16 protein-coding genes are annotated in these 22,164 nt (G+C 35.8%); all 16 read left to right on the top strand.

Annotated features, from left to right (window positions below; genetic code table 11):
• Positions 1-88 precede the first annotated feature (88 nt).
• A complete protein-coding gene (tssH, locus tag J4T76_RS01430; RefSeq protein WP_267339355.1) occupies positions 89-2,866 on the top strand; it encodes a type VI secretion system ATPase TssH in 2,778 nt (925 codons plus the stop codon).
• A gap of 234 nt (positions 2,867-3,100) precedes the next feature.
• On the top strand, positions 3,101-3,367 hold the full coding sequence (locus J4T76_RS01425; RefSeq protein ID WP_267339354.1) for a PAAR domain-containing protein: 267 nt from the start codon (positions 3,101-3,103) through the stop codon (positions 3,365-3,367).
• A gap of 4 nt (positions 3,368-3,371) precedes the next feature.
• Positions 3,372-4,505, top strand: a complete 1,134-nt coding sequence (locus J4T76_RS01420) for a hypothetical protein (RefSeq protein ID WP_267339353.1) — start codon at positions 3,372-3,374, stop codon at positions 4,503-4,505.
• Positions 4,506-7,847, top strand: coding sequence for an ImcF-related family protein (locus J4T76_RS01415; protein ID WP_267339352.1), 3,342 nt, complete (start codon positions 4,506-4,508; stop codon positions 7,845-7,847).
• 33 nt (positions 7,848-7,880) lie between these two features.
• Positions 7,881-9,488 (top strand): type VI secretion system protein TssA, encoded by a 1,608-nt coding sequence (tssA, locus tag J4T76_RS01410; RefSeq protein WP_267354427.1) that lies wholly within the window; start codon positions 7,881-7,883, stop codon positions 9,486-9,488.
• A gap of 52 nt (positions 9,489-9,540) precedes the next feature.
• Positions 9,541-11,304, top strand: a complete 1,764-nt coding sequence (gene tssF / locus J4T76_RS01405) for a type VI secretion system baseplate subunit TssF (RefSeq protein ID WP_267339350.1) — start codon at positions 9,541-9,543, stop codon at positions 11,302-11,304.
• Positions 11,268-12,311, top strand: a complete 1,044-nt coding sequence (tssG, locus tag J4T76_RS01400) for a type VI secretion system baseplate subunit TssG (protein WP_267345281.1) — start codon at positions 11,268-11,270, stop codon at positions 12,309-12,311. The genes tssF and tssG overlap by 37 nt, the downstream gene beginning before the upstream one ends.
• Before the next feature lie 13 nt (positions 12,312-12,324).
• A complete protein-coding gene (gene tssJ / locus J4T76_RS01395) occupies positions 12,325-12,840 on the top strand; it encodes a type VI secretion system lipoprotein TssJ (RefSeq protein WP_267355695.1) in 516 nt (171 codons plus the stop codon).
• Positions 12,840-13,271 (top strand): type VI secretion system baseplate subunit TssE, encoded by a 432-nt coding sequence (gene tssE, locus J4T76_RS01390; RefSeq protein ID WP_267339347.1) that lies wholly within the window; start codon positions 12,840-12,842, stop codon positions 13,269-13,271. The genes tssJ and tssE overlap by 1 nt, the downstream gene beginning before the upstream one ends.
• 72 nt (positions 13,272-13,343) lie before the next feature.
• Positions 13,344-16,298 (top strand): type VI secretion system Vgr family protein, encoded by a 2,955-nt coding sequence (locus J4T76_RS01385; RefSeq protein WP_274460501.1) that lies wholly within the window; start codon positions 13,344-13,346, stop codon positions 16,296-16,298.
• Between the two features lie 77 nt (positions 16,299-16,375).
• Positions 16,376-17,596 carry a hypothetical protein gene (locus J4T76_RS01380; RefSeq protein ID WP_267355110.1) on the top strand — a complete coding sequence of 407 codons (1,221 nt, stop codon included), beginning with the start codon at positions 16,376-16,378 and terminating at the stop codon, positions 17,594-17,596.
• A 50-nt stretch (positions 17,597-17,646) separates the two neighbouring features.
• The gene (locus J4T76_RS01375) at positions 17,647-18,033 is read left to right on the top strand and encodes a hypothetical protein (protein ID WP_267342161.1); all 387 of its coding nucleotides are present in this window, start codon (positions 17,647-17,649) and stop codon (positions 18,031-18,033) included.
• 22 nt (positions 18,034-18,055) lie between these two features.
• The gene (locus J4T76_RS01370; RefSeq protein WP_267342162.1) at positions 18,056-18,439 is read left to right on the top strand and encodes a hypothetical protein; all 384 of its coding nucleotides are present in this window, start codon (positions 18,056-18,058) and stop codon (positions 18,437-18,439) included.
• A 249-nt stretch (positions 18,440-18,688) separates the two neighbouring features.
• Positions 18,689-19,828: a M23 family metallopeptidase gene (locus tag J4T76_RS01365; RefSeq protein WP_267355109.1), complete on the top strand. Its 1,140-nt coding sequence runs from the start codon at positions 18,689-18,691 to the stop codon at positions 19,826-19,828.
• A 73-nt stretch (positions 19,829-19,901) separates the two neighbouring features.
• Complete coding sequence (locus J4T76_RS01360) at positions 19,902-20,864, top strand: hypothetical protein (protein WP_267356162.1); 963 nt, start codon at positions 19,902-19,904, stop codon at positions 20,862-20,864.
• A 60-nt stretch (positions 20,865-20,924) separates the two neighbouring features.
• Positions 20,925-21,935 (top strand): hypothetical protein, encoded by a 1,011-nt coding sequence (locus J4T76_RS01355; protein ID WP_267346159.1) that lies wholly within the window; start codon positions 20,925-20,927, stop codon positions 21,933-21,935.
• Positions 21,936-22,164 lie beyond the last annotated feature (229 nt).

The raw sequence follows: 22,164 nt of genomic DNA, 5'->3' as shown, positions 1-22,164 counted from the left end.
TTAAATATTTGCTGATCCTTTCCTGACTTAAGGATCAGCATCTTTGGGAATAACGATTAGAGATCAATATATAATAAAAGGAATAGTAATGATTGCCGATCCATCTATTTTATTAAGGCGACTGAACCCTTACTGTGCAAAATCACTAGAAGCGGCAGCGGAGTTATGTCAAACCCGCGCCCATACTGAAATCACACTTGAACATTGGTTGTTGAAACTATTAGAGCAAGGATCTGGTGATATTACAATCATAGCAAGGCATTATCAACTTGATATGGATAAAATTTGGCAAGGACTACTTAGCTTCCTTGATGCATTACCCCATACCATAAATAATAAACCTAGTTTATCATCATCACTTATTGCTGTATTGCAAGCAGCATGGTTGAAAGCTTCATTAGAAGATCATGAAGAAACAATTCGATCTCTTCATATCCTGCAAGTATTACAAGAAATGCCACAATGTTTAAAAGCGCAAGATGCATGGCAACTTCTTAGATTAACACCAGTTTCTTTAAAGGAACTCCGTTCAAATTTAGATGAACAATCCGATGAAAGTCCTTTGAATGATTCTAATGATGGTTTACAAAACGAAAATGAGCCACAAAATTCAGGTCATCATTCGCAAATAACCCAAGTTGAAGGGGCAAAAGAAGAGAATAAAGCTCTTCAGCAGAAACATCATCAAGCTGTATTAAGTCGTTTTACTGAAAATGTTACAGACAAGGCCAAAGCAGGTAAAATTGATCCTGTATTAGGTCGTGATAAAGAAATCAGGCAGATGGTTGATATTTTATCTCGTCGCCGAAAAAATAATCCAATTTTAGTGGGTGAGCCAGGTGTAGGTAAAACTGCTTTGGTTGAAGGGTTAGCATTACGAATAGCAGAAGGCAATGTACCAAATAATCTTAAAGAGGTGAGTATATTATCCCTTGATTTAGGCTTATTGCAAGCCGGTGCAGGTGTTAAAGGTGAATTCGAACAGAGACTTAAAAATGTTATTGAAGCCGTTCAGCACTCACAACCCCCAATTCTTCTGTTTATCGACGAAGCTCATACCATTATTGGTGCAGGAAATTCGGCAGGCGGTGCGGATGCAGCAAATTTATTAAAACCAGCCTTGGCTCGAGGGGAATTAAGAACCATTGCAGCTACAACATGGTCGGAATATAAACAATATTTTGAAAAAGATGCCGCACTTGAGCGCCGTTTTCAAATGGTCAAAGTTGATGAACCTGATGATGAAAAAGCCTGTCTTATGTTACGTGGATTAAAATCATGCTATGCAATTCATCATGGTGTTCACATATTGGATGAAGCAGTAAAAACTGCTGTAACGTTATCACGTCGTTATATTAGTGGTCGTCAACTTCCTGATAAAGCCGTTGATCTTTTAGATACCGCTTCAGCGAGAGTAAGAATGAGCCTTGATACCATACCCGAATCCATCATTGAACTTGAAGCAAAAATTACATCATTAACAATCGAAAACATGGCGATTAAAGACGATTTGTTATTAGGTGAAAACCAGTCATCCGAACGTATGACTGAAATTAACAAGCAATTAGATGATTTACATAAACAATTAATTGCCGAACAAACTCAGTTTGAAGAAGAAAAGAAAATCATTGAAGAACTTATTGAGCTGAGAAAGCAATTAACGGCTATACCCGATCCAAAATTGTCAACTCAGTTGACTGAAACACAAGAAAAGTTACATAAACTTCAAAAAAACAGACCATTATTATCGCTTGATGTTGATAGTCGAGTCGTTTCTTCTGTTATTGCTGACTGGACAGGTGTTCCGTTAGAAAGCTTATTAAAAGATGAGCAAAGTCACCTTATGGTTCTTGAGGATGATTTACGCAAACGAATTGTTGGTCAGGATAATGCTTTATTTGAGTTAGCAAAACGCATTCGAGCTACTAAGACAGGTCTGACTTCAGAAGATGCACCTTTGGGCGTATTTTTATTGGTGGGTCCGTCAGGCGTAGGGAAAACGGAAACAGCCCTTGCTCTGGCAGATGCATTATTTGGTGGTGAGCAATCCCTTGTCACTATTAATATGTCTGAATATCAAGAACCCCATACGGTATCACAACTTAAAGGATCTCCACCAGGCTACGTTGGTTATGGTCAAGGTGGTGTGTTAACCGAAGCAGTAAGAAAACGACCTTACAGTGTAGTGTTATTAGATGAGATTGAAAAAGCCCATCGTGATGTCCTTAACTTATTCTATCAAGTGTTTGATCGTGGATTTATGCGTGATGGAGAAGGGCGTGAAATTGATTTTCGAAATACTTTAATACTCATGACCTCGAATTTAGGAAGTGATGAATTAATGGCACTTTTTGAAGAAATGCCTGATGCCGACACTGCAACGCAACATGAATTATTAAGACCTATTATACGAGAACATTTTCAGCCAGCGTTATTAGCTCGTTTCCAAACGGTCATTTATACACCGTTAACGGATAAAGCATTACGGCAGATAGTCAAAATGAAATTGGATAAAGTTGCTTCACGTATCGGAAAACATTACAAAATAGAGTTTAAAGTTGGTCAGCAAATATATGATCGACTTACTTCTGCTTGTTTATTGCCTGATACAGGCGCACGTAATATTGATAGTATTTTAAATCAACAAATTTTGCCTGCAATTTCAAATTTACTATTGAAAAGAAACAATAATACTCACAGTAAAACTTCAACATTATTCCTCGATTTTAAAGAAACAGAAGGAATCGTGCTTGAAATGATTGATGCATCAGTAAATCAGAATTTGGTCAAAACGAGCAAAAAATCTGCTAAGGGTAAAACAAAACCAATTAAAACTACGGAAAAAAAACAAAAAAAATCTGAATAAATCATTCAAAAAAATAAGTTATAAATAAGAATTGATGACCAACAAGTCTACAAACTTGTTGGTCAGTTTAGAATAAAATCGGGATAAAAAAAGCATCATGTATCTTATTAATCATTGTTGATACTGCATAAAACTGTACACAGTAGGATGAATTAAAATACAGTGAAAAAATGTGTAAATATCACAACATAATTCAAATAACATTTTTGGGAATAGTAATTAAGGAATAAAACAATGGGGAAAAACGTGGTTCGATTGGGGGATCCCACAACTCATGGTGGATCAGTTATTTCAGTTTCTTCAACAATGACTGTAGAAGGAAAACTTGTTGCTCTAATAGGTGATCTGGTTAGTTGTCCAAAGAAAGGACATGGTGTAAATAAAATTATTGAATCTTCAAAGACGTGTTTTTCAGATGGGAAAGCAATTGTCATAGATCAATGTCTATGCGAATGTGGTTGTAAAGTGATTTCAACAATCAGTACTTCGGAGATTGAATAATATTATGTCTTGGCCTAAACCCGAAGTACTTAATCCATTGAAACCCCCACTAAAATTAAATCGCGGCAGATGGTATTTGTTTTTTATCGTTTTAATTTTTATTACAGCCATTTTGTTAATGTCAATCTGGCCAAATGAAAACTATGGTTCTCAGTGGATATTTTGGATATCAGCAATCATTATTCCAACAATAATTACTGGGATAGCTGTCAGTATTCGTTTATATATATATGGTTTGGCGCAAGAGGAATATGAAATATGGCAGTTAGAACAGAAAAATATTGAAGAAAATTGGCAAAATTGGGCGATGAAATCTTTAATCATTCTTGATAGCTATTATATTTTGCCTAATCACCTAACTGTACAAGACATCTTAAGTAATATTGAAAATATCCCAATGAAAGTCAATAAATCGTTGGAATTTGGTGACGATTTCAACATTCATTTATCTCTTGAAGAAATCTTTCTATCTTTACGTAAATTGCTCCCTGAGATACCGGAGAAGGAAATCATTAATATTCACATTTACTCATCATTTGAATCAAATGTTTTTTTAGATGAAGATATTCATAATGCTTATCAAACTGCCCAACTGCCTTGGGAATACAAGTTATCACAGCATCTATCCGATAACGTTAATGCTGAAATACTACAAGAAATGATAGATGATTCGCAAGCGGCTCTTCATCTTGTCATTATCAACAATACGGTTTCATTAAATTCGGCATTTTTATGTGCTTTTCTCGGAATAAGCCAACAACATTATCAAGAATTAGGAATAAATGGCGCAAAAGTTGAAATCTTAAGACCGATGATAGCAACACAACTTGATAATGCAATTAATCAGATGACAGATATGCAACTTGCCATAAAACAAGTTAAACAGCTTTGGATAGCTAACATGGAAAATAAAAAACAAGTAGAAATGGTAACTCAGTTAGCTGATCAAAAAATTACCCCAACTAATTTAATTAAATTAGACAGTCTTATTGGTAATCAGACTGCGTTAAGTTTTTGGCTTTCTTTGGCTATGGGTTATGAAATGGTTTTGCTCACTAACCAAAATAATCTTATGACTGCATATAGTCATGATAAATGGTTACTTTCAATTTTGGCGGTAGTACGTCGGGAGTCGTAAATGAAAAATAAATGGAAACTGATTGGATTAATTTTCATTATATTATTAGGAGCACTAATTCTCGCCACAGGACTTATTTTCTGGGGAGCAGGTTTAGGTTATGTAACAGCAGGACAGAAATTTTCAATATGGTTACAAGCAATGCTTTTATTGCTCGGCTTATTGTTAACACCTGTTATTATTACTAATAATCGTAAAATATGGGCTAAAGATAAAGCTAAGCGTGAATCATTGAATCCCGCTGAAAAGAAACCTGTAAAAAAAATGGTTACTTTTCCTGAATTTTTAGAAATAAAAAATCAATGCAAATCTCGTTATGGTCTATTTTGGCGTTATAAAGTTCGAAAATGCTTAGTTATTGGGTCATCATCTGATGTAGAAACATTATTTCCTAATTTACAACAAGCGAAATGGCAGTTAAGTGGTCAAACATTAATGGTTTATGGCGGTGATGTTTCCAGTGAAGTAGATATTCCATGGATGAAGGCCTTAAAAAAACGTTTTTCTCGTTGTGTACCATTTTATCGTAAACCTCTGGATGCAATCATTTGGACAGTTTCAAAAAATTATCTTGATAATACTCGACAACAAAAAATTTTAGTTGAAAAAACTTTATTGCAACTGAGATCTCGGGATAAAATTTTAAGATGGTCTGCACCGCTTTATTTAGTGTCAGGGCAAACAAGTGAATGGTCACAAGAAGGAAGAATTGAACAAAGCGTTGGGATAACTTTTGCTTCATCTAAAGAAAGTATCGTTGATGCCGCGGATTTATCTTTAAAACAATTAGCTGCAGAATGTTGTCAACGAGGTATACAACAGGTAAAAGAAAACTTTCATTATGCCTATTTACTTCAATTAAGCCAGAATCTGATAAAAAATGATATTGACAAAATTAAACGATATTTGAGTTCATTGATCTCTTTGCGTTATGTTCCAAATCTTCGAGGACTATTTTTTATGCCTTATCAGTCCTCGAAGCCAACGGAAGAACAAGAGTTTGACGATTTAAATCATTTTTTTATGACGCCAACGTGGCAATCAATTCTTGATGATGCAAAATCAAACGTAGGGCGAAGACTTGGGGTAAATTGGGGAGCAATCTCCTGTTATGTTTTATTAATTTCTCTTATCATGACAGGATGTGCTATGCTCACATCTTATTTCCGAAATGAATCATTAATTGAAGATAGTATCAAACTTGCCAGAACGGCTGATGATTCAGCTATTCAAGATTATACAACAAGGTTACAAATTCAATATCAGCTACAACAAAGATTAGAACAATTACTGTTCCGTCAACAAAATGGAGCACCGTTATCTTATCGTTTTGGTTTAAATCATGATACCAAATTATTAAAAAAATTGTGGTCCAGTTATTACACAACCAACTTACGTAACATTGTTGTACCCTTTAAAGATACCATGACCGATTATTTAGAATTGTTAACACAATTACCGCCAGATGATCCTCACCGAGACGAAATGGTTGAATCGGCGTATGATGTCTTAAAAGTATATTTGATGATGAGTCGTGCTAATAAAAGTGATGGGAATTATTTAAGTCAATTTGCAGCCAGAAAATGGAGTGCACCGAAAGATGTTAGTGATGGTAATTGGCAAAGATTGATGCCTGATCTTGTTCGTTTTTGGGGAGAATCATTAAATCTTCATCCTAAGTGGGTACAGAAGGAAGATGCATTATTAGTAAAAAATGCTCGCCAAATATTAATTAATAAAATTGGTGCACAAAATGCGGTTAACTCAATCTATAAAGCGATGATCCAACGCACTAGCCAAAATTATGCAGATCAAAGTTTAAATCAATTGCTTGATGGATTTGATAATCATTTACTGTTTTTTAGTAAGGATGACTTACCAGGTATTTACACACGGAAAGCTTGGGAAAATACAATTAAACAGGAAATCAATGAAGTCTCTAAACTTCGTCAAGAACAAATTGATTGGGTTTTAAGTGATGGAGATAACTCATTACCTAAATCGATTTCGTCTGAATCATTAAAAAAACAACTTACTGAACTGTATTTTAGTGAATACAGTGCTGCATGGTTGAACTTTCTAAATGCTATAGAGTGGCGTCAATCTGACAATGTAACAGATGTGATTGAACAGCTAACAATACTTGCTGATACGAGACAATCTCCTTTGATCGCGTTGGTAAATGCTATCAAATATCAATCAGAGATAACTTATAACGAAGAGGGTTTATCCAATAATCTTTTACGTTCAGCTAAAGAGCTTATTAATAACAATAAATCATTTACTGGAATGTCTAAAAAGAACAATGAATCAACAGGACCTTTAACTGAAACATTTGCACCTATTGTCAGTTTGTTAAGAAATGATAATGCCAATGGTCTTTCTTTAGAGACTTATTTGTCGCGTATCACGCAAGTACGGTTGAAACTACAAAATATTACTAATAGTGCCGAACCACAAACGATGATGCAAGAATTAGCTAAAAGTGTATTTAAAGGCACTTCGGTGGATTTAACTGAAACCCGAGATTACGGTAATTTAATTGCGGCTAACTTAGGAAAAGAGTGGTCAGGATTTGGTTACAGTTTATTCAAAAAACCCTTAGAACAATCTTGGCAAGTAGTATTGACTCCAGCAGCCGAAAGCTTTAATGATATTTGGCAAAATTATGTTGTCAGTCAGTGGAAAAAATCCTTTGCTGGTCGATATCCTTTTAAAAATAGTGAAAACGAAGCTTCCTTACCTGAATTAGCTCGTTTTATTCGAGCTGATACTGGCATTATCGATCGATTTATTATCAGTGAATTAAATGGTGTACTAGATAAAAAAGGTGGAATTTGGGTGGTAAATAATGTCAATGCTCAAGGATTGAATTTTTCATCTAATTTTCTTGAAGCATTAAACTTATTTAATCAACTTTCAGCAGAAGTACTTGAAACAGGTGATATCTCTTTATCATTCGATCTAATGCCGCGCACAGGGGGAAGTACCGCTAGAACAGAATTGATTATTAACAAACAGAAACTTGAATATTTCAATCAAGTGCCAACTTGGCAACGCTTCAATTGGCCAGGTGATGGATATGCTCCTTATTCGCAACTCAGTTGGAGTAGTAATAATTCAGGTTTAAGGTTATATCAATATTATAGTGGTGATTGGGCATGGATCCGATTACTTGAATCCGCTTCAGTTAAACCGCTCGATTCCAGTCGATACGAATTGGTCTGGGAAGCTAAAGACGGGAATAAACTTAGGTATGTTTTAAGAACACAACTAGGTGGCGGACCCCTAACATTGTTGAAATTACGTAATTTCACTTTACCACAAAACGTATTTGAATAATGTTTAATTAAACTATTAAATTGGATTAATGTAATGTTCAGTCAACTATTAAGCCGTTTTATCGGTACTGAAGATCAGATCAATCTTAGTCAAAAGTTAAATCAAACATGGAATGATTGGTTACAGCCAATCAATTCAGATAAACCAACAGGTGAAGATTTGACTTATCATGATTCTTTTCAGGAGATTAAAGAAGAAATAGACAAAATTTCAGGAATCGATTATCCATTTATTATTACGGAAAGTGAAAACATACTTAAACAAAGCGGTAAAGATATTCGAGTGGCTACTTACTATTGTTTGGCGCGTTTAAATCAAGATGGTGTAGAAGGATTCGCTGATGGACTTGAAATATTAGCGGGTTTACTGGATAAATTTGGTCCATTGATTTATCCCTCAAGACCTAATATACGCAAAAATGCCATAGAGTGGCTTACTAATGCACGTTTCATAGATAAGTTGACACAATTACAACCGATAAGTAATGAGCAGTTAAGTCGTATTATTGCCGCGCTAAGTCAAATAGACAGCATCTGTCAAACATTATTTGATTCACAAGCGCCTAATCAGTCAATAACACCTCCTGATTTATCGGCATTGGTTCATTTTTTTGGCAATATAACCAAGCAATCTATTAAAACCAGTAATGAAGAACAACCATCTCAAACAACGGTCAATTCTACACCGGTATCCGAAGTACAACCAAGTCATGCTGAAATAAAAATAAGCTCTCAACGAGATTTACTTGATCAAGCTAGAAAAATGGCAGCGTTTTTACGGGAAAATCCTGAAGGATATCTTGCAGCAGGTCGTTTTTTACGAGTCATTCGTTGGGATATGGTTGTGGATTTGCCACCTGTAGATACAAAGGGTAAAACAAGATTACCAGCACCCAGAGCGGAACTGAAACAAACCATCAGTCGTTTGATTCTTCAAAAACAATGGCCCACCCTATTTGAACGTGTTGAAAGTGCTTTTATGGAAAGTGCAAATCATTTTTGGTTAGATTTACAGAGAGCTTCTGTTTTAGCCTTAAAAAAAATGGGGGAGCCTTATCAGTCATGGGCCGATATCTATTTAACCGATATTGGCTTAATGCTAGAACGGTTACAGGGAATAGAACATCTTCATTTCGAAAATGGCATGCCTTTTGCTGATGATGAAACGTTAAGCTGGATAGCCAGCGATGCGCGTATACATCATTTAGATGAAGGTGATGGTATTAAACCCATTGCAGTATCGGGTGAAAACGATTGGAATGAGATTGAAAAACAGGCTTTAGAGTTAGCTCACACAGAAAGTTTAGAAAATGCATTCCAATGGATACAAAGTTTGCCCTCATTACGTACGGCTAAGCAACAATATTTATTGCAATATACCCAAGCAAGAGTGGCAGAACAACTGGGAAAACAAGATATCGCATTAACATTACTAACCGGATTGAATAACCAGCAACAGTCAATAACCTTATTACAATGGGAGCCAGAATTATTGTTTGAGATTAAACGATTTTTATTAAAAATAATGAAGCAAAAAAATCAACAGAAAGATAACAATAATCGAAATTTTGGCGAACAAATAGAAGTGCTGCAACATGAACTCATGCAGCTCAATCCAGCTAGGGCACTGAGTGTGATATAACGCCTTACAATACGATGGATGTTAGACAAATAGAAAACAAAAGAGATAAAAAATGGATGATTTAATTTTACGCTATTATGAATCAGAAATGCGTTACTTGCGGGAAGCAGGAAAAGAGTTTGCCAAAATTCATCCTGATAGAGCAGGTCAATTGAATTTAGATCGTGTTGGTGATCGTGATCCCTATGTAGAAAGATTATTTGAGGGTTTTGCTTTTTTGATGGGGCGATTACGTCAGAAAATTGATGATGATTTACCCGAATTGACGGAAAGCCTTGTTAGTTTGCTATGGCCCCATTATCTGAGGTTAATACCTTCATTATCAATAATTGAGCTTACACCCAATTATTCAACGCTATCCCGTTTGGAAGTCATTCCCAAAGGGTTACAAGTACAGACTGAGCCTTTAGGACCGTCGGGAACACGGTGTCCATTCCGAACAACTCAAGACGTCACTTTACAACCGGTTAAAATTGATCAAGTCAGCTTAGCCATACACCATGATGGTCGAAACATTATCAACATTCGTTTAGGTTTTGGTGAGCTCATTGATTTAGAACAAGTTGATTTATCTAAATTACGATTCTATTTAAATGCAGATGCGCCAATTGCTTCAACTTTGCATCATGCATTAATTCACCAAGTTTCAGCCATACAATTACGCTATTCCAATGATCCGAATAAAATCGTAAAGTTACAAGGAAACATAACGCCTGTTGGCTTTGGTGAAGAAGATCGCTTATGGTTAAAACCCGATAACGCTTTTGCCGGCTATCAACTATTATTAGAGTACTTTGCTTTTCGTGAAAAATTTATGTTTGTCGATCTGCACGGTTTAAATGTTCAGGCTGTTCCGGAAGGTTGTAAATACATTGATATTGAAATCATTCTTAATCAAACTTGGCCAAATGATATGCCTTTTAATAAGGACAACATTCGATTACATTGTGTGCCAATCATCAATTTATTTGATATGGAAGCCGATCCGATTGTAGTGAATCAATTAGAAAGTGAATATCTGCTTAGACCCCTATTACGTCAAGATGGACACATCGAAATTTACTCCGTTGAACATGTTGAAGCGATAACTCGTAATGGTCGCTACAGTTATGTCCCTTTTACAAGCTTTAAACATAGAGGCGGTATGTTACGTCATGATGCACCCGAAAGATATTATCATACCCACGTTCGAAAAGGAGCTTCAGGATTACATGATACATGGTTGGTTTTGGGTGGAAAAATTTGGGATAAAAATGAGACACTTGAAGCTGAAACATTATCATTACGCGTTACAGGAACCAATGGTATGTTACCTCGGAAAGCGTTGAGCAATGCTCGGATCCAATCATTATGCAGCTCACAAAATAGCATTTCGAGTGTACGTAATTTGTGTTCGCCAACACTTCCTTGTTATCCACCAACTGAAGATCGCTTTCATTGGCGAGTATTATCACATTTAGCGCCTAATTATTTATCATTAATTAACGCAGAAGTATTAAGAGGAACGCTGGCCTTATATGATTGGACTCAAAACGAACTTAATCGTCGACGCTTAGAAGGTATCGTCGATGTATCTCATAGAATGATAAAACGGATTGAAAAAGGAATGTTACAAAGGGGAATCGAAATCGAAGTAACAATTAATAGTTTACAGTTTACTGGCGAAGGTGATGTGATGCTTTTTGGTGAGTTATTACATCAATTTTTTGCTCTATATGCCGACGTTAATCTATTTACTCAATTAGTCATTAATCTTCTACCTGTTGGAAATAAAATAGTATGGAAACAGAGCAAAATATCGAAAACAGCGCTTTAATGCAGGAACTTGAAAAAGTACTGCCAAAAATGAACTTCTATCGTTTTTGTCAGTTACTTGAACAACTTTATGCTAAACAACCTATACTTGGACGATTGGAAACTCCAGCTGGTGATCCTTTACGTTTTGCACCGTCAGTTGATATGTCATTTCCTGCGAGTGAGCTGAAATACATTGAAAGATCACCCTATATAAATCGTCCGGCAACGGTAAGAACTCGTTTTTTAGGTTTATATGGCGTTGATGCAGTATTACCTTTTGGGTTGTTGCACAATATTATTCGCCGTGAAGAAAATTATCACGCAATGACTGATTTTTTAGACATATTCAACCATCGATTTATAACACAATTTTATCGAATTTGGTTGAAATATCATTACCCAGCCTGTTTTATAAGTGGCGGTAAAGATTCTATATCTCAGTGTTTACTTGGGTTAACAGGTCTAATAATAAAAGGTACGAGTGAACAAATAGGCTCACCAGCTTCGCGATTTTTAGCACTGTTAGGTTTAGTGACTCAAAAAACACGAACTGCTGAAGGGATTGCTGGTTTAACAAGAGTAATCGTTAATGATGCCAAAGTTGAAATCACGGAATTCTATCCTACTTGGCACTCTATTGAAAAACCAGCTCAGGTAGGGGATAAAACGAACAAAATAGGTTTAGATGGTAGTGCGGTTTTAGGATCCCGCTTAAGAGAATGCAATCAAACAATTCATATAGCCATAACGCCTCAACATGAAGAGCAGATAATCGATTTACTTCCTGATGGGCAGTTATATAAGGATCTTATGGCACTGATGCGTGCATATTTAGGTTATCAAGTTGATGCCAAAATGACACTTTATATCAAGCGAAATTTTTTGCCGCGTAGCCAGCTTGTATCAAAGAATTGTCGATTAGGACAAACTGCATCATTAACCAAAATGGCAGAACATGGCGAGTATATTCAAGATAAGGTAGCTGTAAATTTAGGTCACTATTGTGGAATGGATTATACAGCATAAAAAAGGAATCATTATGAAAAAAATTAATTTATTTATCATTTGTCTATTAACCATTTGTTTAAGTGGATGTGGTATAGCCCAAAGTGTAACAAAAGGTGCATCAAGCTTAGGAAACAGTATTTTTTCGTGGGATATTAAAACATTACATTTAGATATCACCGCTAGGGCTGAATTAAATCTTGATGATGAAGAAAAATCATCACCTGTTGTTATTCGAATTTATCAATTAACTAAAGATGATGCATTTAAATCTGCTTCTTACCAAAATTTGGTTGATCAAGATAATGATGAACTCAAAGCCACCTTACTCGATACTAAAGAAATTGTACTAAAACCCAATACTTCTGTTTCGATCGAAGTTCCATTTGATGACAGAGCTAAATTTGCAGCAGTAGTCGCACTTTATAAAGAACCCAATCTAAAAGAAGATAGCTGGCGATTAATTTTAAAACGTTCTGATTTACACATAACCAAAGCGCGAAAAATAGAGGCAAGCAAATATACCATCAAAATAGTGGATGAAGATTAATGAGTGCATCTTTGTATGACATGCTATATGGCTATTTTGAATCCGGTATCGCCATTGACGATGTGTCTGAAAACGAACAGACAATCATAAGTGTGATGGACAACATTGAGCGGATCTTAAATAGCCGCGCAGGTGCCATTCAGCATCTCCCCGATTATGGATTGCCTGATATGTCAACTGTTTTTCAAGCTTTGCCTTCGTCAGCTTATGTTTTAATGAGGGCTATTGAACAAACGCTATTAACTTATGAACCAAGGCTAAGTGCTATTATTATCAATATAGATGAAAAAAATAATGATAACATGGTATTAGCCTATGAAATGACTTGTTATTTCAAAGAGGGTGGGCTGGTTCGATATGGCACTTACTTTATGCCCGATGGTAAAGCGCGAATAAAATATACACGTAAAACGCATAAGAACGGCGGCTAAATGGCTTAAGCAAGTAGAATAACCATACAAACAATAACGTAATTGATCGAAAAAATAAAAATAGGAAACAATGTGAAAAGCAAGATCAATAACTTTGTTAGTCATTTAACTGAAAAGATTCATGGTAATAATGTTATATCAATGGTAAGTCACCATCGCTATACCTTAACTGTCGATGGTCAAAGCGCGCCGATTTCGGTTTTACAGGTTGCCGGCAATGCACAACTCAACCAGCCCTGGCATTACACCATCACCTTTACCAGCCCACATCCACATCTGGATGCGGAATCGTTTCTCAATCAAAAAGCCTGGTTTCGTTTCAATCCTGTTCATGCCGATTTGACCTCTTTGGCATTGGGTGCCTCAGACTTACTGAACGCCAGCACCCCATTTGATGCATTGCACGAATTAAAACCCTCCGAGTCGTCGGTCAATCCTCAAAGCGCGACAGCGCCCTTAAACGGGTTAAAGCAAAACACGCCACTCAATTCATTGAACGCCCTATTCTCACAAGGTGCATCACGTACGCTCTATGGTGTGATAACCACATTTGGACAGTTATCGGTCAGTCACGACGAGGTCCGCTATCAGGTGGTCTTATCCTCACCATTGGCAAGACTGGGGTTAAGTCACAATTATGCCATTTTTCAGAAACAAAGCGTGATAAGTGTGGTTGAAGAAGTGCTGCGCAGTCATGGCTATACGGGGGTGGATTATCGTCTGGAATTAAACCATCACTATCCGGAGCGAGAATTCATCACGCAATGGCAGGAAAGTGACCTGGCATTCATTCAACGACTGCTGGCGGATGTGGGAGTGTATTTCCGGTTTGAAACGCATGGCGAGCATCATTGTGATGTGATGGTCATCAGTGATAACGAGCAGGGGTATGGGCAGGCGTCGGATATCCGTTACCAACCGCCCAGTGGCACCCTGGATGGTGGACGGGAAAGTGTCTGGGACATCACCTTGCGCAGTCAGGTCGTCGAATCCTCGGTTAAGGTGCAGGATTATAACTACCGCGATGCCAACGCCAGTTTCGTTGGTGAAATCAACAGCCAGCCGAAAGACACCACCACTTATGGCACCGATTACCGTTATGATGAGCATTACAAAGGTCTGACCACACACGGTCAGGCAGAGAAAGACGGGGAAGAGGAAGATAACAACAACAATAACAACAATAACAACAATAACAACAATAACGACAATTATCACAATAGCAATAGCAATAGCAATAGCAATGACAATGACAATGACAATGACAATGACAATGACAATGACAATGACAATGACAATGACAATGACAATGACAAGAGCCATCATAACAGCAACAATCCTTACGACAATGCGGTGGAAAGTGGTAACTGGTATGCGCGAATACGTCATGAACACGCCATCAGTCAACAAACTATCATCCACGGGAAAAGCAATCATGCCAATCTGACACCGGGTCAACGCATACAGATTAACGGTAGTCCATGGATGGACATTGATGAGGGCGTCATAATATTAAGTGTGGAAGGGCAAGGCAACCGCACCGAAGCTTACGAACTGCGTTTTACCGCCATACCGTATCACGCCTTAAAACCTTACCGACCGGCACCGCTGCCGGCGCCGACGGTGCACGGCACCCTGCCGGCACGGGTAAGCAGTCCGGATAATGACACTTACGGTTACATTGATACACAGGGTCGTTATCGGGTTAAATTTAACTTTGACTTAAAAGCGTGGAAAAACGGGGAAGAGAGCCTATGGTTAAGACTGGCCAGACCGTATGCCGGCAGCACCTATGGCATTCACTTTCCGCTCATTGACGGCACGCAAGTGGCGGTCGCCTTCACCAACGGCAATCCGGACCGACCGTATATCGCCCATGCCCTGCACGACAGTGCGCACCCTGACCTGGTGACCACGATAAACAAACACCGCAATGTGATTCGCACCCCCACCAATAACAAACTGCGCATGGAAGACAAACGGGGGCAGGAGCACATCAAGCTGGCGACCGAATACGGCAAAACGCAACTCAATCTGGGACACTTAGTCAACCAAAAAAAAGCGTTACGGGGCGAAGGGTTTGAACTGCGCACCGATGAATGGGGGGCGATAGCGGCTGAAAAAGGTTTATACCTGACGACACAAACCGAGCCCAAAGCGCAAGGTCAGCAACTGGATATGCAAGGCGCCATTACCCAGCTGGAAAATGCCTTATCGATAGCCAAAGCGCTGCAACAGGCTGCCAATCAATGCGACGCACACGGTGCTGACACCGCCAGTCAGGACCAGCTTAAAGCAGCGTTAACGACGCTCACTGAAAGTGGCATCTTAGCTTATGCACAGGCAGGCATTGCGTTAACCAGTCCGGAAAATATCCAACTGTCCTCGAGTAACAGTATTTCCTTAACCAGTGAACACCAAACCGACATCCATGCCCTGAAAAACATCACAGTCACATCCGGTGAAGCCATAGGCTTATTTGCCCATAAATCGGGCATGAAACTGTTGGCCAACCAGGGGGAAATCAACCTGCAAGCGCAAAATGCCAACCTGAATATGGCGGCTCAACAAGATATCAAAATCGACAGTGTGGACGGTGAACTCACCCTCACAGCAAGCGAAGAGCTGACGTTAATGTGTGGTGGCTCTTTTATCAAAATCAGCCGTGAAGGCATTGAGCTGGGCACAGCGGATAATGTGTATATAAAAAGCAATGCTCTGCAAAAAATGGGCACTGCACAAAAAGATATACCAGAGATAACGTTGCCTAAGACTATTGTAACTGAATTCTTGCCAAATAAATCAGACCAAAATGATAAATATAGCTTAAAGTTCCTTATGGTTAATGATGAAGCGGAACCATATAAAAAGACAAAATATTTAGCTTTTATGGAAGATGGTTCAGTTATATGCGGTGAAACTGATGATAACGGTTATACAGAAAGGTTTTATACTGAAAAAGAAGAAAAAATTGTTATTCGCTTAATTCTAAGTAAAACAAGTAAGGGAGAAATTATTAACCTGTAAAACATTAATAATTAGATGGTTATTTTTTTTAAATATAAATATAAAAATAAATGATTAAAATAATGGATCAAACTTAAATGACAGTATACAACATCTACACAAGTATAAAGACAAAAACCAATCATAGATATATTATTTATGAAATGGAGTTATATAAAATAGATGATAAAGGTAATAAAATTTATGTTTTAGAATCTACAGGTAAACGGCCATTACAATCTGATAAGAAAACGCTAGTTCATCCTTCACTAGATGTTTCAGAAGCCGATACTACATCTTATATATTACAGCTAAATCTATACCATAAACTAGGTGAGGATGAATATGAAGTATTACCTGAACCTATGACAGCAATTGTTCCGCTTAAGGGGTTCGTCACGTCAGAAAAAAAGTGGGGTATATCAAGGGAGTTTGAATACAATGAAACAACCGAAAAATCTCAATATGGAGAAGTACCTATATATGAAGTTAAAATAACTTTAAAATCAAAAGCTTTTGAGGTTAAAGAACGCCCACCAGCTGTTCTGTTAGATCCTTTTGATAAAACTGTAGTTGAACAAGATTTAAAAGAAAGATTGAAAAAAAAATATGATTTTCCTTATCAAGGTAATGCTAGTTTATGTGGACCGGCAGTGTTCTTTTATTGTTTATTAATGGATAGATCAGATTTATATCAACAGGTTGTAAAAGAGCTTTGGGAATCGGGAGAAACTAAAATTGGCACTTTAAAAATAAAACCAAGTTATGGTTGTCGTCACCCTAGTAAGTTTTTTAGAGAAGATAATCAACCAAAAACACCACCCATAGATTGGATGACCTTAGCGAGTTTAAGGGATTCAGAAAATAATCTTTTTGCTTACGACTCACCTGATGATCAAGCTCAAGGTATTACCACCTCTGGTGACCTTAAAACATGGTTTGAAAAGTCTGGTGCTAAAATTTTATATGACATTAATACAAATATAACGACACAGATTATTGGACTACATTTAACTTTGGCCGATTTATGTCGTTTAAATTCTTATATACGCCCGGATACCCATGTTGTCGTACTAATAGCCTCATCGCTACTTCTATATGGCGAGAAATCTAAGACTAAAGATCACTGGATAGTTTGGACAGACAAATTAAAATTACTTAATGGTCAAGACATAACCGAACAAACCTCATTAACGGAAGAGATTCAGCTTGAACTATTTTCATGGGGGGAGGTGAAAAATTGGTTGAGAGCTGGAATCTTTTTGAAAGATGTTGTGCAATGTTCGTTTGCTGCTATTATTGTGAGTAAAATTCCTTAAAAAAATACTTTAGTTAATAAAAATTAAATAAACCTAACTATGGGGATTATATGAAAAAATCACGATATTATTTAACCTCACTAATCAAACTATTTTTGATCTTTGTGCTTGCTGGTTGCGTATCACAAGGAAAAATTTTACCGAAAAATTTACCTGATGCCACATTAAATAAACCTTATTATGCTGAAATTTTTATTTACGTTGGTCCGGGTCCTGTAATTGGTAGAAGTTTTCATTATCAAATTGAACCTGAAAATTCAGGACTTGAGTTAGCGCCTTACGATTTAAACTCACCTGCTGCATATAATCATCTTGCTGTAAAAGGAAGCACTAAAGTAACCGGAATGATTAAGATTAAAATTGCAGGTAGTACTTTTGGAACAATGTATTCGGGAAAAGAATTTAAAAAAACCTATACTATTAATGTTGAACAATAGTATTTAAATTGGAATAAATTATATGAAAAAATCACGATATTATTTAACCTCACTAATCAAACTATTTTTGATCTTTATGCTTGCTGGTTGCGTATCAAAAGGGAAAATTTTACCGAAAAATTTACCTGATGCCACATTAAATAAACCTTATTATGCTGAAATTTATATCCAACTTAGTCCTGTAATTGATAGAATTTTTGATTATCGAATTGAGCCCAAAAATTCCGGTCTTGAATTAGCGCCTTTCGATTTAGATGCAAAGCATGCATATAATCATCTTACTATTAAGGGGACTCCTCTAGTAACAGGAACCATAGTAATTAAAATGCATGGTATTACCTTAGATACGCTGCATCAACCGGCAGAAGAATTTGAAAAAACCTACACTATTAATGTAGAACAATAGTGTTTAAATTGGAAGTTATTTTAGGAATAAATGGAATTTAATTTCAAGTTAGTCATAATTTATTTTAGATTTTTTTATAAGTTTACCCCAGAATTACTGTAAAAATTAAATACTGCAAGCAGAGCCAATCTAAGGCTTCAATTTGGAATTTATACCATTAAATAATCTTATTTAACAATACAAACAACTTTTATGCAGAAACTATAGTTTAGAGAATGGTATGCCGAGGTAAATACTGAAGATAAACGGGTGAAATGGGAAGCATTAAACAGTGAAATGACTGGTGATGCGGAAAACTATTTGGGTTATATAAAAGAAGGTGATGAAGCAAAACGTGATGCATATGTTAGTAAGATGGACGCAAGCAAAAAAGAATCAATAAAACAAGGCTTAGAACAACAAAAAAGAGATTATCAACGTTTTCCAGATGGTTATGAAGATGCACCCGACAAGAAATTAGCACAAGAGCAACTTAAATTATTGGGCATAATAAATGGGTTAGAAGATAAGTATAAATTATGGGAAAAAACCAAAGAAAAAGCGACAAAAATGCTGTGGTGGGACGATGTAGTCGAAGGATTAGCTAAGCAAAGTCAACAGACAGAACAAAGTGACACTGAAACAGAAAAAGATAAAACAGAAGACAGCTCAAAGCAACAAACCGAAACATCATCAACGCCAGCCACGTTAAGCCAAAACGGTGAGGTTTGGTTTATGCATCCTGTAGCGATGGTGGATTATTTTAATGCTAAAAGAAAACTCTGGCATGAACCTTTAGAGCACCCACAACGCACTTGTTATAGCTCAAATACAAATCTTAATAATTGGAATGGTGCTTTTGGTTTTGTAAGAAATCAGGGCGCGAAAGCTCATACAGGTTTAGATTTATTTGCAGACATAAATACCGCATGTTACGCGTGTTTAGATGGAGAAATAGTCCAATATGAAGTAGAGGGTGGATATGGAAACGTATTAGTAATAAAAGTCAAGGGTGATGATTTACGTGCATCAAGAAATGACTATACGCTTGAATTTAATGAACCCGACAAACAAGAGATAGTTCAAGCTGATGATTTTGATATTAATGCTGACCATTTTTACTTACGTTATTGTCATTTAAGTGATAAACGTGCTGACTTAAAAGTCGGGAACAAGGTTAAATCGGGTGATTTGATAGGCTATACAGGTGATACAGGTAACGCTAAAGGACTTTGTAATCCTCATTTACATTTTGAAATTGCTATGAAAAAAAATGGTAATCGGACTAATACAAAAAATGCACAAAACGATAGACTAGCCTACAAAATCAATCCGGCATTCTTTGTTAATTTACAGGCAATTGATGTAGCTGAGCAGACAAAAGTGAAAGAGAGAAGAATTCAAGAATAAATGGTTAAAAAAGAGAAATAAGATTAAGTAAAACAATGATATAAAAAATACAAATAAATTAAGGAATAACAAGATGGATTATATAAAACCTATTTTACTTCTAATATCACTAATACCAACAATTAGCCAAGCAGAATTAAGTCGCATTTACACAGGTAGCATTGGTCAAGATAAAGTTGAATTTTATTTTGAATATGATGTTGCGGTTTATATTGATGATAAAGATCATCAAGTTAAGAGTCTTGATATAAGTCAGATTCGTAATCCCAGTAAATTCAAATCTAATAATGTTAATCCAGTGATTGAGAATGTTGATATTTTTGATTCAGAACGGCTTACAGGCTATACACCTAATGGTGATAAGGTAGATTTACACAAAACATTTGAATACGGTGAATACGATGAACATTCATTACGCAAAGTAGAATTTAATAATGTAGATTATTTACAACAAAGTAGCACTAAAGATTTTTATTTTAAAGTGGTGGTATCAAAGAAAAAAGGAGAAAAAGCAAAAATTGTGGGGATCAAAATTTATAGCAAACAGGATGGTCACCTTATTCAGACTATTACGGGAATAAAAGGGTGTGAATTTAATTCTTATGTTAGTATTCAAACACATGAAGGCTTTGATTTCAATTTTGATGGTGATAATAATGATTTTTATCTGACTAAAAATAGAAATTATGGTCCTAATCAAATAGCAGATTATTACGCTTATGATAAAACCCAACAACAATTTGTTAAATTAAATCTTGATGTTAATGATTTTCGTTTTGATTATAAAGAAAAAGAGGCTATTAGCCACAAAACCTGTCCAAGTAAAAAAGAAAGATCCCAAATATTTCTCACCGATAATTTTCAATACATAGGTAATAACCGTTATAAACGAATTTCAACAGAATGCTTATTTCAGGAGGATAGTTATCACGAAAATAATGGTCGATATGAGTTTAAAAAACAAAGGGCATGTACACTTAATGAGTTGAACTTTTGTCGCAATTATATAGATACCAATGATTATGATGATTATTAATAGCTGTGTGACTGATAAGTATGAATCCAGCTGTATACTAAATAAATTAAGGAATAACAAATGAGTTATAAAAAAATAATTCTACTCTTTCTATTATTAATTCCTGCTATTAGTCAAGCTATTTTCCGTGTTTATACTGGTAATGTAGGAAGAAATGAAGCTGATTTTTATTTTGATTCTGAAACGGCTGTTTTTGTTCATACAAATGGTAAAGATTATCAAGTTAGATTATTAGATTTTGTAAAAAACAATGCTAATGAATTTAATTTCAAAACTTATTATGCAAATTCATATAAAAAGATGATTGATAAAATATTTATTAAAGATTTCAATGTTGTGACTTTTAATGATGGTTCGGAAAATTACCAACAGCTAGCAGGATATGCTTTTGGTAAAGATAGTAAGATTAATTTAGATAAAATATTTGAATATAACGAATATTCATTAGATGAAGCGGAATTCAGCAATATAGATTATTTACAGAGAGATAGCACAAAAGATTTTTATTTTAAAGTGATAGTGTCTAAAAATCAAAAGGAAAAAGCACATATTGTGGGTGTCAAAATCTTCAATAAAAAAGATGGTCGTCTTATTCAAGTCATCGATGATATAAGTGAATGTGAGTTCCATGGTTATGTTAGCATCAAAACTAATGAAAGTTTTGATTTTAATTTTTATGGAAATAATAATTCCTTTTTCATCGTTAAAGATCAACTGTCGGGTTCAAATAATATTGATAAATATTATGCTTACTCTTATGACAAAAAACAGCAGAAATTTGTCAAATTGAATCTTTACGGTAATGATTTCAGCATTGATGATGAAGATAAATTTGCTTATAGCTACAAATACTGTCCGGGCAAAAAAGAAGATGAAGTTATATCGTTGAAAAATAATTTTAAATACTTAGAAAATAACCGTTATAAACATGTTGAAACAGAATGTTTGTATAAAGAGGTTGGAACGATGGTCGTAAATTCTAATCTATTGGTGTTTACAAAACAAAGAGAATGCACACCTAAAGAGTTAAGTAATTGTAGAAAATTTGTAGATGATCCTTATGAAGATTAAAAATTTTTAGATAAGTAATAAGGTTTTTTATTAATTAAAAAGTTATTGAAATATATGAATTTTTGATAATGCTCATAATGAATATTTGATATTGCAAATGTTTTAAAGGGATATCCGAAAAACCACACTTAACAACGGCACTGGGACGGCTGTTAGTAAATTATCAAAGTGAATGGTATGAAGAGTTGGATGCAGAAGGAAAGCGACCGGAATGGGAAGCATTAAACAG

This window comes from Gilliamella sp. B3022 (assembly GCF_028751545.1).
In the GTDB taxonomy this organism is placed as follows: Bacteria; Pseudomonadota; Gammaproteobacteria; order Enterobacterales; family Orbaceae; genus Gilliamella.
Note: the sequence above shows the minus strand (reverse complement) of the source record. Positions and strands in the feature narration are given on the sequence as shown.